At 48.9% G+C, this 13821-nt stretch carries 12 protein-coding genes; 1 reads left to right on the top strand and 11 read right to left on the bottom strand.

The window, feature by feature from the left end:
- Positions 1-186: 186 nt before the first annotated feature.
- Positions 187-1650: an IMP dehydrogenase gene (gene guaB / locus FIM25_RS08575; RefSeq protein ID WP_139448288.1), complete on the bottom strand. Its 1464-nt coding sequence runs from the start codon at positions 1648-1650 to the stop codon at positions 187-189.
- 580 nt (positions 1651-2230) lie between these two features.
- Between guaB and FIM25_RS08570 the strand changes: the two genes are divergently transcribed.
- Complete coding sequence (locus FIM25_RS08570) at positions 2231-2839, top strand: L-threonylcarbamoyladenylate synthase (RefSeq protein WP_139448287.1); 609 nt, start codon at positions 2231-2233, stop codon at positions 2837-2839.
- Here FIM25_RS08570 and sppA read toward each other — a convergent pair.
- The 10 genes from sppA to FIM25_RS08530 all read right to left on the bottom strand — a co-directional run bounded on the left by sppA (position 2834) and on the right by FIM25_RS08530 (position 13821).
- On the bottom strand, positions 2834-3730 hold the full coding sequence (sppA, locus tag FIM25_RS08565; RefSeq protein WP_139448285.1) for a signal peptide peptidase SppA: 897 nt from the start codon (positions 3728-3730) through the stop codon (positions 2834-2836). The two genes, FIM25_RS08570 and sppA, sit on opposite strands and share 6 nt — an antisense overlap.
- 23 nt (positions 3731-3753) lie before the next feature.
- Positions 3754-3879, bottom strand: coding sequence for a hypothetical protein (locus FIM25_RS17675; RefSeq protein ID WP_281279315.1), 126 nt, complete (start codon positions 3877-3879; stop codon positions 3754-3756).
- Positions 3880-3884: 5 nt separating this feature from the next.
- Positions 3885-5648 (bottom strand): 30S ribosomal protein S1, encoded by a 1764-nt coding sequence (locus tag FIM25_RS08560; protein ID WP_139448283.1) that lies wholly within the window; start codon positions 5646-5648, stop codon positions 3885-3887.
- A 105-nt stretch (positions 5649-5753) separates the two neighbouring features.
- Positions 5754-6437 (bottom strand): (d)CMP kinase, encoded by a 684-nt coding sequence (cmk, locus tag FIM25_RS08555; RefSeq protein ID WP_139448281.1) that lies wholly within the window; start codon positions 6435-6437, stop codon positions 5754-5756.
- Positions 6438-6550: 113 nt separating this feature from the next.
- The gene (locus FIM25_RS17070; protein ID WP_179953262.1) at positions 6551-6721 is read right to left on the bottom strand and encodes a hypothetical protein; all 171 of its coding nucleotides are present in this window, start codon (positions 6719-6721) and stop codon (positions 6551-6553) included.
- 152 nt (positions 6722-6873) lie between these two features.
- Positions 6874-7983, bottom strand: a complete 1110-nt coding sequence (gene hisC, locus FIM25_RS08550) for a histidinol-phosphate transaminase (RefSeq protein WP_139448279.1) — start codon at positions 7981-7983, stop codon at positions 6874-6876.
- Positions 7984-8085: 102 nt separating this feature from the next.
- Positions 8086-8556 carry a response regulator gene (locus tag FIM25_RS08545; protein WP_179953261.1) on the bottom strand — a complete coding sequence of 157 codons (471 nt, stop codon included), beginning with the start codon at positions 8554-8556 and terminating at the stop codon, positions 8086-8088.
- Positions 8549-9055, bottom strand: a complete 507-nt coding sequence (locus tag FIM25_RS08540) for a chemotaxis protein CheW (protein WP_179953260.1) — start codon at positions 9053-9055, stop codon at positions 8549-8551. The genes FIM25_RS08545 and FIM25_RS08540 overlap by 8 nt, the downstream gene beginning before the upstream one ends.
- On the bottom strand, positions 9048-11720 hold the full coding sequence (locus FIM25_RS08535) for a methyl-accepting chemotaxis protein (RefSeq protein WP_179953259.1): 2673 nt from the start codon (positions 11718-11720) through the stop codon (positions 9048-9050). Before FIM25_RS08535 ends, FIM25_RS08540 begins: the two co-directional genes overlap by 8 nt.
- A gap of 4 nt (positions 11721-11724) precedes the next feature.
- The gene (locus FIM25_RS08530; RefSeq protein ID WP_139448272.1) at positions 11725-13821 is read right to left on the bottom strand and encodes a chemotaxis protein CheA; all 2097 of its coding nucleotides are present in this window, start codon (positions 13819-13821) and stop codon (positions 11725-11727) included.

The following is a 13821-nucleotide window of genomic DNA, read 5'->3' as shown; positions in this document are numbered from 1 at the left end:
TAAAATCTGATTACGATCCTGACTCAGCCATGGTTTGCTGGTCCAGTTATTGCCAGCCCTTCATAGCACAGCGAGTCTCCGCTGTCACTTTCCTCTGACGCTCTAAAAAAAAGGACCCGCCGCATACCCTTGAAAGGTACAGCGACGGGTGCCTTTATTGTTTTTTTAAAAAAAAACTAATATTTATCAGTTAACACGATAATTAGGTGCTTCCTTGGTAATGATAACATCATGTACATGGCTTTCACGCAGACCCGCAGCTGACATACGTATAAACCTTGCCTTTTCCCTGAGTTCTTCAATATTATGGGAGCCAACATAGCCCATACCCGCTTTAAGACCACCCACCAGCTGATAAATATTTTCTGCAATGGTACCTCTGTAAGGAACCTTGCCCACAATACCTTCGGGGACCAGCTTATCGTCTTCTTCTTCATCGCCAAGGTAATAGCGATCCTTGCTGCCCTTTTTCATGGCTTCCATGGAACCCATACCCCTGTAAACCTTGTAGGTACGGCCCTGATAGAGAATGGTTTCTCCGGGACTTTCCTCGGTTCCTGCCAAAAGCCCACCTAACATTACACAATGGGCTCCGGCTCCAATGGCCTTGATGAGATCACCGGAAAACTTGATGCCACCATCGGCAATCAATGGAACTCCATGCTTATTTGCAGCAGCACAGCAGTTCATGATGGCAGAAAGCTGGGGAACGCCCACACCGGCAACAATGCGTGTGGTACAGATGGAGCCGGGACCTATGCCCACTTTCACCGCATCCACACCCGCTTCAATGAGGGCTTCAGCCCCGCTATCCGTTGCCACATTTCCTGCGATCAGCTGACACTTGGGAAAGGCTGCCTTGATGGTCCGGACTGCATCCATGACATTTTTTGAATGCCCATGGGATGTATCAATACAAAGAACATCCACACCGGCCTTAATCAGGGCTTCGGTACGCTCCATCATATCGGCACCCACACCCACAGCTGCCCCTACACGAAGTCTGCCCATGGCATCTTTGCAGGCATGGGGATATTTTTTTATTTTTTCAATATCCTTGATGGTAATCATACCCGTAAGACGACCATCCTTATCCACCACAAGGAGCTTTTCTATGCGGTGCTGATGCAGCTTTTCTTTGGATTCCTCAAGGGTGATGCCTTCATGAACAGTCACAAGCTTTTCAGAGGTCATTACCGAATTCACAGGGCGGGTCATATCTGTTTCAAAGCGAAGATCCCGGTTGGTCACAATCCCTGCAAGCTTATTGCCATCCACTACGGGAACACCGGAAATCCGGTAACGGCTCATAAGTTTCAGTACATCCCCTATCTGGGCACCCGATGAAATGGTAACTGGATCTACAATCATACCGCTTTCGGATTTTTTAACCTGATCCACTTCCCGAACCTGCTCCTCAATGGTCAGGTTTCTGTGGATAATACCCAGGCCCCCTGTCCGGGCCATGCTGATAGCGGTAAGGGATTCTGTCACCGTATCCATGGCTGCGGAAATAATTGGGACATTCAGGGAAATTTCCCGGGTCAGCCGAGTGGACACATCACATTCACTGGGTACCACGTCGGAATAATTAGGTAAAAGAAGTACATCATCAAAGGAAAAAGCTTCTTCGGGTAGCGCAATTATCATGGGTTCCTCCGGAGTCGGTGTGTCAAAACGCTTGTGGCGCAGGGAACACGTCCGTGCACGGGTAATGTCGGACGTGATTTCGGATATAGGGGCGGCCGGTGGGTAGAACCCTAACCGGCCGTCAAAACAGAGAAACCGACCACATACTGCAGGGCCGGTCCAAAAGTGGGCGTATAACTAACAAACTCAGGGGCATTGTGCAAGGTGTAAAAAGTTTTCCTGATTGCAGAAAAGCTGTCTTGCATACAAAACCCATCAGTATTGTTCCTTTCTTCAGATACTGCATGTTCGCATGTGCATCATATTAAAGAAAAAAAAGATTATATAAAAGTATAAAGTTGTGTTGTATGATTTTATTATGTAGGTTTCATCCCATACTGGAATCGGGTATGAGATGAAATTCATCTTACAGGTCATATGTACTGTAAAAAAAACAGTTAAGGCCAATTCCTGAAATAAGGATACCTTTTGTCCTCCCTCTCCCTCCGGGTGTTGGCTGAGGCCCTCGAAGAGAGTGGCAGGATGAGGGTTCAATTGACGGGTATATTTAATCTCGGAAGTAGCCGAAGGAGAATTTTCCATGCTGATCACCATGCACCCGGAAACACCCCACACACGCCAGATTAATCAGGTTGTGGAATGCCTGAAAAATGGTGGGGTCATCATCTACCCCACGGATACCCATTATGGCATGGGATGTGACATCCAGAACAAAAAAGCCATTGAACGTATTTATCAGATCCGTCAGAAAGATAAAAAACAGCCTTTCAGTTTCATATGCCCCGACTTAACGGATATCAGTCGCTATGCCAAGGTACACAATGCGGCTTACCGTGTATTAAAACGCCTTCTGCCAGGACCCTATACCTTTATTCTGGAAGGAACAAAGGAAGTTCCGAAAATGATGCTTACAAAGAGAAAAACCGCAGGTATAAGGGTTCCGGACCATATCATTGCCCAGACCCTTGTGCGGGAGTTGGGTAATCCCATTATTTCCACTACCGCCGTAAGAACCGGAGAAGAAATGGAAACCGATGCAAGCCTGCTCCATGAAATATTCGGTTCCATGGTGGATATGGTCATTGACGGCGGACCCGTGCCAGGCATTCCATCAAGCATCATTGATCTTTCCGGAGAGATACCGGAAGTGCTGAGGGAAGGCCTCGGAGATGTCAGCGAATTTCTATAAGCCCTGTGGATTTGGTGTCCACATGTATCCTCCGCTGAACCCCATTCTTCTGTCCATGGCATTAACCAGAGACTGTGCACTTCCGTCAATAAGATTCATAAGCCATGAGCGTTCCCGTTCGGGATAAACGGCCACCCATTTACCCGGATCAATGCCCGCCCTTTCCGCTGCCCAGGAAAGGGCATCTTCAAAGTTACCCATCCGATCCACCAGACCCAGCTCCATGGCCTCTTCACCGGCATAAATCCTGCCATCCGCCAGTGCAGCAACAACATCTTCTTCCATTCCCCTGCCAGTGGCAACATCCCTGACAAATTGCCTGTGCATACGGTCTACCAGTGCCTGAAGGATATCCCTGTCTTCGGAACTGAGATCCTTAACCGGAGAAGCCATATCCTTATGCTCACCGCTTTTAATCACAACTGATTTCAGCCCGATCTTCTCCACAAGCTCACGAAAATTGGTATAGCCCAGGATCACTCCGATACTGCCCGTTACTGTTCCGGCATTAGCCATGATACCATCACAGGCCGAAGCCACATAGTATCCTCCGGATGCCGCAACGGAGCCAAAACTTGCAATCACAGGTTTTTCTTTTCTGGCCAATTGCAAGGCTCTAAAAATTTCCTGGGAAGGTCCCACACCACCACCGGGAGAATCCACCCGCAAAACAATGGCACGGATTTTTTCATCATCACGAAATTTCCGGATATCCTCAAGAATCTGGCCACTGTCCATGATGGGACCGTAGAGTTCCACCACGCCGATACTTTCTCCTTTAACCTCGGGTTTTGATATTGCCGTACCCAGACGCATGAGCATACTGCTGCCCGTAACCATGGCCGTCATGACAAGGATAAAAAACAGGTAGGGATGTCTGCGGGAGAACATAAAAATACCTTCCTCCGATAATGTCAGAAACAGTATAAAAAAGGAGCGTCTGTTTCCGGCATGGCAATTCCATGGCCGTTCATACGCTCCTTTGACTGCAACAAAAAAAGCCCGGAATCATCTGAAAATGATGATTCCGGACTTTTCATTTTATTTACTGATCCTTGTATTTCGCCTCAAGGCTTTCCTTCAGGCTTTCCCCAAGGGAGGAAGTCGGCTTACTGCCGCCATCCATATTTTTCAGGTACTCACTCATGATGGCTTCATCGTCTTCCATATCCAGTCTTTTGATGGAAAGTCCGATACGTCGCTCATCAGAGTTGATATTCATAACCTTTGCCGTAATGGGATCACCCACGTTAAAGGCTTCAGAAGGCGTTTTTACCTTTTCCGTACTGATCTCGGAAATGTGAACCAGCCCTTCAATGCCCTCTTCCAGTTCCACAAAGATACCAAAATCGGTGATATTGGTAATGTTACCACTGATCTCAGTACCTACGGCGTAGCGTTCTTCCACGCTTTTCCATGGATCATCATGGGTCTGCTTGATACCTAAGGAGAAACGCTCATTTTCCTTGTCAATATCCAGAACCACGGCCTGCACAGTATCACCCTTCTTGTATACTTCGGAAGGATGCTTAATGCGCTTGGTCCAGGAGATATCGGAAATATGTACAAGACCGTCGATGTCATCATCAATTCCGATGAAAAGACCGAAGTCCGTAATATTCTTGATCTTGCCTTCAATGATGGTACCCACGGGATATTTTTCGCTGATCACTTCCCAGGGGTTGGTCATCACCTGTTTCATACCTAAAGAAATACGACGGCTGTCCGGCTTGATGTCAAGAACCATGGCATCCACCACTTCTCCCACGGTGAGAACCTTGGAAGGATGACGGATTTTACGGGTCCATGACATTTCAGAAACATGGATCAGGCCTTCGATGCCCTCTTCCAGCTCCACAAAAGCGCCATAATCTGTAAGGCTGACAACCTTGCCCTGTACCCTTGTACTTACAGGATACTTTTCAGAAGCAATGGTCCAGGGATCCGGCGTAAGCTGCTTCATGCCCAGAGACACACGCTCGCGCTCCAGATCAAAGGAAAGCACTTTTACATTGATCTGATCGCCCACGGAAAACAACTCCGATGGATGCTTGACACGACCCCAGGAAATGTCTGTGATGTGAAGAAGTCCGTCCACACCGCCCAGATCCACGAACACACCGTATTCGGTAATGTTCTTGACCACACCATCCATGACCTTACCCTCTTCCAGGGCAGACAGGGTCTTGGAACGGGCTTTTTCCCGAACATCCTCAAGAATAACCCGGCGGGAAAGGACGATATTGCTCCGTTTCCTATTGAACTTGAGAACCTTGAATTCAAAGGTTTTACCCACAAGCTCATCCAGGTTGCGTACAGGCCGCAGATCCGCCTGAGAACCGGGGAGAAAGGCCTGAAGACCGATATCGACGGAGAAACCACCTTTAACACGGTTGGTGATGATACCTTCCACCACGCCGTCTTCGTCGTAGATCTTCTTGATTTCTTCCCACACCTTGATTTTTTCGGCTTTTTCCTTGGAAAGCACAACCCGCTCTTCTTCTTCATCCCAGAGCTCGATCATGACTTCCACTTCATCGCCTACGGCAGCCTCTACTTCGCCCGCTTCGTTCTTAAACTCATGGGCAGGAATCATCCCTTCGGATTTATATCCTACATCCACCAGAACATACTCGCGGTCTACGGAGATGATTTTGCCCTTCACCACCTCGCCTTCGGCGAACCTGCCGAAACTTTCCTCATATTCGTTAAGAAGTTCTTCCATACTGGGAAGTTCTTCCCCATCGAATTCAAGGTCATCCATTTCTTCGTAGTCTTCGAAAGCGTCCATGTTGTTACGGTTTCCCATTAAAAGTTATCCCCCTAAGCGTTATTCATGCGCATCCCTGTTTTTCAAGGTTGGCATATCCTGCTACAAATACCAGAAAGTCCCAGAGGATACAAGATAAAATATTCACTCAGATCCAGAGCCCGATTTTGCACGCACAAAGACCATCATCTGTCCAAGAACCTCATCAATGGTGAATTTCGATGCGTCAATATATATGGCATCGTGTGCCGCCACCAGAGGGGCCAGATCCCGACCCGCATCCTGTTCATCCCTTTTTTTCATATCCGCAAAAACATCATCCAGACTTTGCCCTGATTCTTCGGGAAGTTCAGCATATCTTCTCCGGGCACGGACTGAAAGATCCGCTGTCAGAAAAAATTTGACATCTGCTTCAGGAAAAACCACGGTTCCCATGTCCCTGCCTTCAAAAACTACAGCCTTTTCCCTGCCCAGTTTACGCTGCACTTCCAGAAGCCAGGACCTGACAAGGGGCAGAGCTGCAACCTTTGAAGCAGCCATGGACATGGCCGGTGTACGGATCAAGGCTGTGATATCCTCTCCGTCGGCAACAAGTTTTAATCCGCCAGCAGCATCCCGCACAAGGGAGAGTTTAAGGTTCTGCAAAAAAGAAGAGAGCTGCTTTTCATCTGTCAGATTTACACAGGCTTTTTCTGCGCAATAGGCAACTCCCCGGTACAAAGCCCCAGTATCCACATAGCGGTAAGAAAGAAGATCCGCAAGGTTGCGGCTGATGGTAGTTTTCCCTGCACCGGCAGGTCCGTCAATGGTAATGACAATGGGTTCCATAATATTCTTTTTTCGCCTCTTTACGTCTAAAAAAAGTAATTATTCAGCATGGTTTATTCTGAAATTCCAATCTTGAAATTGCTGCAGATTCGTACTATTGCAAGGCACCTTGGCTATTTGTAAGTGACATTGCAATCGTTTCGGATCAGAGCTTTGCAGGCCTGTGCGAAAGAAGCGGCAAACTGTCTGAGCCGCCACAAAGGCAGCGTACCAAGGCCTGCCATGGTAATAAAAAGCTTATCCTGCCTGTGGCGGGGAGTTTTTGCCGCTTCCGCACAGGGCAAGAAGCTCCCGAATAAGATTGCGTCACGGGCAAACAGCCTGGGTGCCTGTGCATCTGTCTGGCAGGTATGGCCCCTGAAAAACTGTGCTGAACAATTACAAAAAAAATCAAAAAAAGCATCTGAGGGACAGCCCGGAAGGAAAAACCTGATGTTTACACAGATATTTCCGGAATATCAGCAAGCACTTCTTTCAGGGCAGAAAGAAAAATCTCATTTTCTTCAGGAAGTCCCACCGTGATGCGGATACAGCGGGGAAATCCGTATCCATGCATGGAGCGTACAATCACACCCTTACGGAGCATAGCCTCAAAAACAGCTTTTCCTTCCCTTTTCACATCAATCAGAAAAAAATTGGCCTCTGTTTCATGTGCCTTAAGGCCCATTTCTTCCAGACGCGCAAAAAGCCATTTTTTTCCATCCTGTACAAGGGCCTTGGTTTTATTTAAAAAATCAACATCCTCAAGGGCCGCACATGCCGCAGCCTGAGCCAGAAGATTCACGTTAAAGGGCTGGCGTACCCTGTGCAGCCACTGAGCCACTTCCTTTGCCATAACACCATACCCTACCCGTATACCTGCCAGACCATAGGCTTTGGAAAAGGTTCTTAAAATCAAAAGATTAGGATACTCATTGAGAAGGGAAATACCTGAATAAAATTTTTCTTCCGCAACAAACTCCACATAGGCTTCATCCAGCAGCACCAGAACGGAAGAAGGAATAGCATCCAGAAATGCCCGCATCTTATCCTGCGGAATAAAACGGCCCGTGGGATTGTTGGGATTGGTAACAAATACCATGCGGGTATCCTTATCCACCGCTGCAGCCATGGCATCCAGAGCAATATCCATTCCATCAAGGTTCACAGGTACGGCAACACCCCCTGCGGTTTTCACCAGAATATCATACATAAGAAAGGCAGGGTGCGGCATGACGGCTTTGTCACCTGTACGCATGAAAGCACGGACAGCCATGGCAATAATATCATCGGAACCATTACCCGTCACCACAGACTCTTCTGCAACACCCAGATGCCGGGCCAGGGCTGCTGTCAGGTAATAGGCAGACCCGTCAGGATACCGGTGCAACCTGCCCATGGCCTGCTGCATGGCCTCAAGGGCCAAGGGTGAAGCACCAAGGGCATTTTCATTGGAAGCAAGCTTGACAATCCCTGAAAGTCCGTATTCCCGTTCCAGCTCTTCTATGGGTTTTCCGGGAACATAGGGAGCAATGGCACGGATAAAATCCGGTACAACAGGTTCCATGATACCATCCTTCACGATCAAAATTTGTATCCCTGTCAAAAAAAACAGCCGCCTGCATCTTTAAGAGATACAGCGACCATCCCACTGTCCATGCTGGCTTTATTAAAATGAAGTCGTACTTTTGTCAATGTACGGCACAGAATCCAAATCCCCACCCTGACCAACCGCTGCATGGATGGCATTGAGAATACGCATGCTCACCTCATTCATAGTAACAGCGTCCTCCACACCCGGCTTGGCAATGATGTCAACAGCTCCAAGGGCAAGGGCTTCCCTCGCTACAGCACCGCTGCGACCTTCGATGTGGGAGGAACAGACAATGACGGGCAAAGGATGCTGGGCCATAATACGTTTAAGAAACTTCAACCCGTTCATACGTGGCATTTCCACATCCAGTAAGATCACATCCGGTGTCTCTCTGCGGATTTTTTCCACTGCACTGTAGGCATCCGTGGCTGTTTCAACTTTGATGATGGCAGGATCCTTTTCCAGAATACTCTGCAGCATTCTTCTGGAGAGGGCAGAGTCATCCACCACCAGCACCCGAAGTCCGCTGGTCTTTTTTTCATGCATCATCATCTCCGTCTCTCATATTCTTATTGTTCTGAACCCTGTGTACATCACCAAGCTCCGAACGGCTGAAAACCTTCTCAATATTTAAAAACAGAAGAACATTTTCCTCAACCAGAGTCATGGCTTCAAGAAAATCCAGGGGTATAAGAGTTCCTATTTCCGGTGGCGGGGTCAGCGCAGACTCTTCAAAGCCACTGACACTGTCTACCCCGTCCACACGGATACCTGCCAGCAGAGTCTTCCCCTCAAAGGGTATAGACACTACAATCACAGCATTTTCAGGTTTTGGCGGAGTTTCTTTCAAACCAAATTTTTTTTTGAGATCCACCACAGGCACAATCCGGCCCCTTAAGTTCATGACCCCTTCCAGAAAATCCGGGGTTCTGGGAATTGGTGTAATACGAACATCCTGCAGAACCTCCTGAACCACTTCAATGGGCAGAGCAAAAACAACATCCAGAAGGTGAAAGGTAAGGCACTGACGCTTATCTTCATTCATGGCGGGGCTCCTTTTTTTTCTCCCTAAACTCTTCTTCCCCCATGCCCCAGTCCCCGTCAAAATCCGTAACTTTCTCAGAAGAAGGCTGCCATGGCAAACCATGGGAACCCGGCGACCTTACTTTCCCATGGAACCCGGAGTATCCGGATTCATTACGCTCAAAAGACCTGCTTTCATCCTTGGTTTCAATGGTCTTGTCTATATTTGCTGAGTTATCCATGAAAAAAGCCATGGCTTCCTGCAGATGAAGGGACTGGTCTTCCATCTGCCCTGCGGAAGCAGCCATTTCTTCTGCAACATGGGCATTCTGCTGAATAATTTCATCCAGCTGCAGAATTGCCTGATTCACCTGGCTAACGCCTTCACTCTGTTCCTGACTTGCGGAAGCAATCTGCCTGACAAGGTCTGCTGTACGTTCAATGCCAGGTACCAGACGCTCCAGCATGGTCCCAGCCTCATCCGCCTGAGCCACACTGGCTTCAGCCAGACTGCCTATTTCCCCTGCCGCCTTCTGGCTGCGTTCTGCAAGTTTTCTAACCTCGGAAGCCACAACAGCAAAGCCCCTGCCATGCTCCCCTGCCCTTGCCGCCTCTATAGCCGCATTCAGGGCAAGCAGATTGGTCTGCCTTGCAATTTCTTCTATCACACCGACACGACTGGCAATTTCCCGCATATCCATAACCGTTTTAGCCACAGAATCACCGGATTTTCTCGCATCTTCCGCTGCTATGCTGGCAATCCCCCTTGTTTCCCTTGCATTGTCCGCATTCTGCCGGATGATGGAACTCATTTCCTCCATGGATGCGGAACTCTGCTCTGCCGAAGCCGCCTGCTCCGAAGCACCCTGAGCCACCAGCATGGCAGTTTCTTTAAGTTCACGACTGGCTGTACCTACCTGATCTGCAGCATGGCGGACCTTGCCCACCACATCGTTTAAATTACCCACCATTTCCCTGAGGGCAACACCAATGGTATCCCCATCGGACATACCTTCAAAGGAAGGATTCAGGTCTCCCGCTGAAACGCATCTGGCCAGCTCAGATGTCCTGCGAAGACCTGCAAGCATCTGGTCCATGGCCTGGGATAAACAACCCAGCTCATCCTTTTGATTCAAGCCACAGTAGAGATTATACTGTCCGCCTTCTATATTTCTTGCAACCTTTACAAGGGACATAAGGGGCCTGCGGATTACCCGTATCATTATTGCTGCCATCACCAGACCAGCAGCCAGTGCAAACAGACCCAGAACACCGAAAAGCCAGCGGGTTTGCTGTGCTGCCTCTGCCATGGCCTCCACATCTTCTGTATGGACATTCACAACGGCCCTGAGCTGATGAAGGGAATCCAGCATATTCTCAAAAACCGGCATTACTTTAATATCAAATCGTTCTCTGGCTTCCGCAGCGGCACGGTTGTGCCTTGCAATATGATGTATCATTGCTCCCATATGGAAATCCAGATCTGCCATGGCTCCCATAGTTTCAATTTCATAAATGGCCATGGCCCTTTCCACATCGCCCAGGTTAATGGCTTCTTCTATATGCCCTGCCGAGGCATAAAGTCTTTCCAACGGGCTGATGCATGCCCTTAAAGCATCTTCAAGCCCCAGTCCCGCAGGCCAGAGATTTTCCCTTGTAAGAAAACGGCCAAGGGCAGAATCATCCATGCTCTGCTGCACATTAAAGGAGAATGGAGTACCATCGGAAAACTCCCTGGCTCTTTGTAAAAGGGCCCTGTTTTCTTCAAATAAATAAACTCCCGTACCCAGATACCATCCCCAGGGTTCAAAGTAGCGTACATAACCCAGTTTAGGCACATGCTCTTCACGATCATAATGGGGCCATTCATACAATAGAAACCCATCTCCACGGGTATCCACCTTACGATTGATGGTTAAAAATAGTTTTTTCAAAAATACATAATCATCCCCAAGCTCCATACCACCCAGCTCAGGAAAGTAAGGATGGGCCACCATGCGGGGATGACTGTCATGCACCCAGAAATAATCCCTCATCTCTTCCCCGTAGCGCATGGACATCAGCAATTTCAATGCCTTTTCCCTGCGTTCCTCATCGCTGAGCCCAGGCTCTTCATGGCAGGCCCTGGCAATGGATTCCGCCTGAAGCACTACATTTTTCAACATATCCTGATACCGAAAAAGGGAACCGGCTCCCAAGGCCAGCTGCTCTGCCACCTGCTGCCCCCAGACCTGATTCTGTTGCTGGAAAGCCTGCAGCTCCTGCAAAAATTCCCCATGATCAATTCTATAGGAATCCAGAGTTTTGAGAAGCTCTTTGTGAAGATCTGCATACTGCTTATCCAGCCTGCTGAAATACATGGACATTTCAGGAATGCGTATCTCCATCCACTCCCGTTCTTCACTTTTGAGCCACCGACCAAAGGAAGTCTTTTCGCTCTGCCGCTCAACATACACAGTATCCCCGCCAATGAGATGGGTCCCCACCTTCCTTGAACTCTGCAGCAGCTCCACTTCCTTCAGGGCAAGGATACTGTCCATGCGATTGCCGTCAATGAGGATGTTTCCCCGCTGAACCATGCGATCAATTCCCAAAAAACCCACAAGAATAACCGCCGCAAGAAAACAGAGAACAAGGCCGAATGCCAGCCCCAGCTTGGTAGCTATGCTCAGATCTTTCCAGTGCATGGACCTATCCTTTCCCCTCTGCATGTTTCAGGGATGTGCCACCTGTTTTCGCCGTATTTTTCCGGGATGTTTCTTCACAGGCATTTCGCCAGATACCCTGAACATCCAGAATGAATGCAATGTCACCATCTCCCATAACAGTGGCACCGGCAATTCCATCCTGCCTGTCATACCAGGCTCCCATGGATTTAATGACAACCTGCTGAGTACCCGCAAGGGCATCCACCACAAGTCCGAAAAAACCCGACTCCGACCGAACCACCACCACGTGACTCTCCTGATTCTGCAAAGAGCGTATACGGAAAAAATCCCGAAGGAAAACATAGGATAATGGGCGGTTACGAAAAAGAAGCCAGGAATGTTCCCCTTCTTTTTTCAGATTGTGATCCATAAAATCCATACAGGTTTCCACCTGGGTAATGGGCAGAGCAAAAAGCCCGTCTCCCACATGAACCATGAGACATTCCACAATGGCAAGGGTTAAGGGCAAAGACAAGACGATTTTTGTCCCTTTTCCAGCCTGACTGTCTATGGTAATCCGTCCTGCAAGGGATTCAATCTGACGCCGTACCACATCCATCCCCACGCCACGGCCGGAAACCTTGCCCACGGCAGTTGATGTGGAAAGTCCCGGATGAAAAATAAGGGCATCAATCTCAGAGGGGGAAAGCTGCTCGTCTTCCCGCACAAGCTTTCTTTTTATGGCCCTTTCCAGAACGGCATCCCGGTCAATTCCCCGACCATCATCAAAAATACAGATCTCAACCCTCCCCTCTGCGGCAGCAGCAGCAAGACGCAGAGTTCCTGTTGCAGATTTTCCTTTTTTCAAACGTTCTTCGGGCAGTTCAATACCATGGTCCAGTGCATTGCGAACCAGATGCACAAGGGGTTCTCCCAGTCCGTCAATCAGAGCCTTATCCAGCTCCGTCTCACCGCCAGCCACCTCAAAGGATACTTCCTTGCCAAGCTCCTGACAAAGATCCCGAACCAGCCTTCTGAAGCGGTTGAAGGTGGCGGCAATGGGTGTCATCCTTAGATTCAGCACACAGTCTTTCAGGTTCAGGGTAATGAGGTCCAGCCCCTCCAGGGATTCCTCCAGTTCCGGAATTTTCAGCATACCTCCCAGCTCTTTCAAACGGGCCTGCTGCATGACCAGCTCTCCCACAAGGTTCATGAGAGTATCCAGCCTGGGTGCTGCAATGCGGATATCTTCACTTTCAGGCTGTTGATGCTCTGCGGATTTCCCGGAAGATACCGCCCCATTGACTGCAGGAGATGAAGGGCTTTTTTCCTTTTCATCAGCGTTATTCTCCTGAATTATAACCGCCTGTAAAGAATCCTCCTGATAATTTATTTTTTCCGGTACAGGCTCTTCAGTTAAGGGATCTTTCTCACCGGTGCATTCAAAATCCTCACTTCCAAAAAGCCTGATACGGATATCGCTGTCTTCGGATACAAAAAGAAATACTTCTTCTATATCTTCATCCTTTGCAGAAGTCTCCAGCACCATATCAAAGGCAAGACAGCATTTTTCCGGATTCAGGGACTTCAGATCCGGCACATCCTCCCCTTTGATTCTGACCTCAAGCCTCCCCAGCTCCCGCAGCTCTTCCAGCACCATGGCAGGATCCATGCCCGACTTGAATATGTCCGTAAAAGGCCTGAAAAAAACAGAAACCTTACGAAGACCGGAAGCATCTGCGCCTTTTTCCAGACCCGCAAGGGCCCCGGCCATATCCTTCAGCAAGGGGGTATCATCCCCTTCATCTTTCCCTTGGGATTCAGCAAGGACCCGCAAACGGTCCGTCACCCTTAAAACCAGAGAAATCAGCCTGCGATCCGGCTGGATTTCCAGCTCCCGGACCCTTTCAATCAGATTTTCCAGCTCATGGGCCAGCTCCGCAAGGGGAATAAGACCAAACATGGCACCGGAGCCCTTCAGGGTATGTACGGCACGAAAGAGGCGGTGTACGGCATCGCCTCCCCCTGTGCCGGATTCCAGATCCAGCACAGCCGCCTCTATCTGCAGAAAGAGATCGGCAGCCTCACTGCGGAAAACCGCATCCAGTTCCTTTCTAAGGTCTGCATCCACATCCATCAT

This window comes from Desulfobotulus mexicanus, assembly GCF_006175995.1.
Taxonomy (GTDB): domain Bacteria; phylum Desulfobacterota; class Desulfobacteria; order Desulfobacterales; family ASO4-4; genus Desulfobotulus; species Desulfobotulus mexicanus.
This window is presented reverse-complemented; position numbering and strand designations above follow the sequence as displayed.

Bases quoted from the DNA above. Each gene is read 5' to 3' on its own strand.
- guaB (WP_139448288.1), bottom strand. From the start codon at position 1,650: ATGATAATTGCGCTACCCGAAGAAGCTTTTTCCTTTGATGATGTACTT.
- FIM25_RS08570 (WP_139448287.1), top strand. From the start codon at position 2,231: ATGCTGATCACCATGCACCCGGAAACACCCCACACACGCCAGATTAAT.
- sppA (WP_139448285.1), bottom strand. From the start codon at position 3,730: ATGTTCTCCCGCAGACATCCCTACCTGTTTTTTATCCTTGTCATGACG.
- FIM25_RS17675 (WP_281279315.1), bottom strand. From the start codon at position 3,879: ATGAAAAGTCCGGAATCATCATTTTCAGATGATTCCGGGCTTTTTTTG.
- FIM25_RS08560 (WP_139448283.1), bottom strand. From the start codon at position 5,648: ATGGGAAACCGTAACAACATGGACGCTTTCGAAGACTACGAAGAAATG.
- cmk (WP_139448281.1), bottom strand. From the start codon at position 6,437: ATGGAACCCATTGTCATTACCATTGACGGACCTGCCGGTGCAGGGAAA.
- hisC (WP_139448279.1), bottom strand. From the start codon at position 7,983: ATGGAACCTGTTGTACCGGATTTTATCCGTGCCATTGCTCCCTATGTT.
- FIM25_RS08545 (WP_179953261.1), bottom strand. From the start codon at position 8,556: ATGCATGAAAAAAAGACCAGCGGACTTCGGGTGCTGGTGGTGGATGAC.
- FIM25_RS08540 (WP_179953260.1), bottom strand. From the start codon at position 9,055: ATGAATGAAGATAAGCGTCAGTGCCTTACCTTTCACCTTCTGGATGTT.
- FIM25_RS08535 (WP_179953259.1), bottom strand. From the start codon at position 11,720: ATGCACTGGAAAGATCTGAGCATAGCTACCAAGCTGGGGCTGGCATTC.
- FIM25_RS08530 (WP_139448272.1), bottom strand. From the start codon at position 13,821: ATGATGGATGTGGATGCAGACCTTAGAAAGGAACTGGATGCGGTTTTC.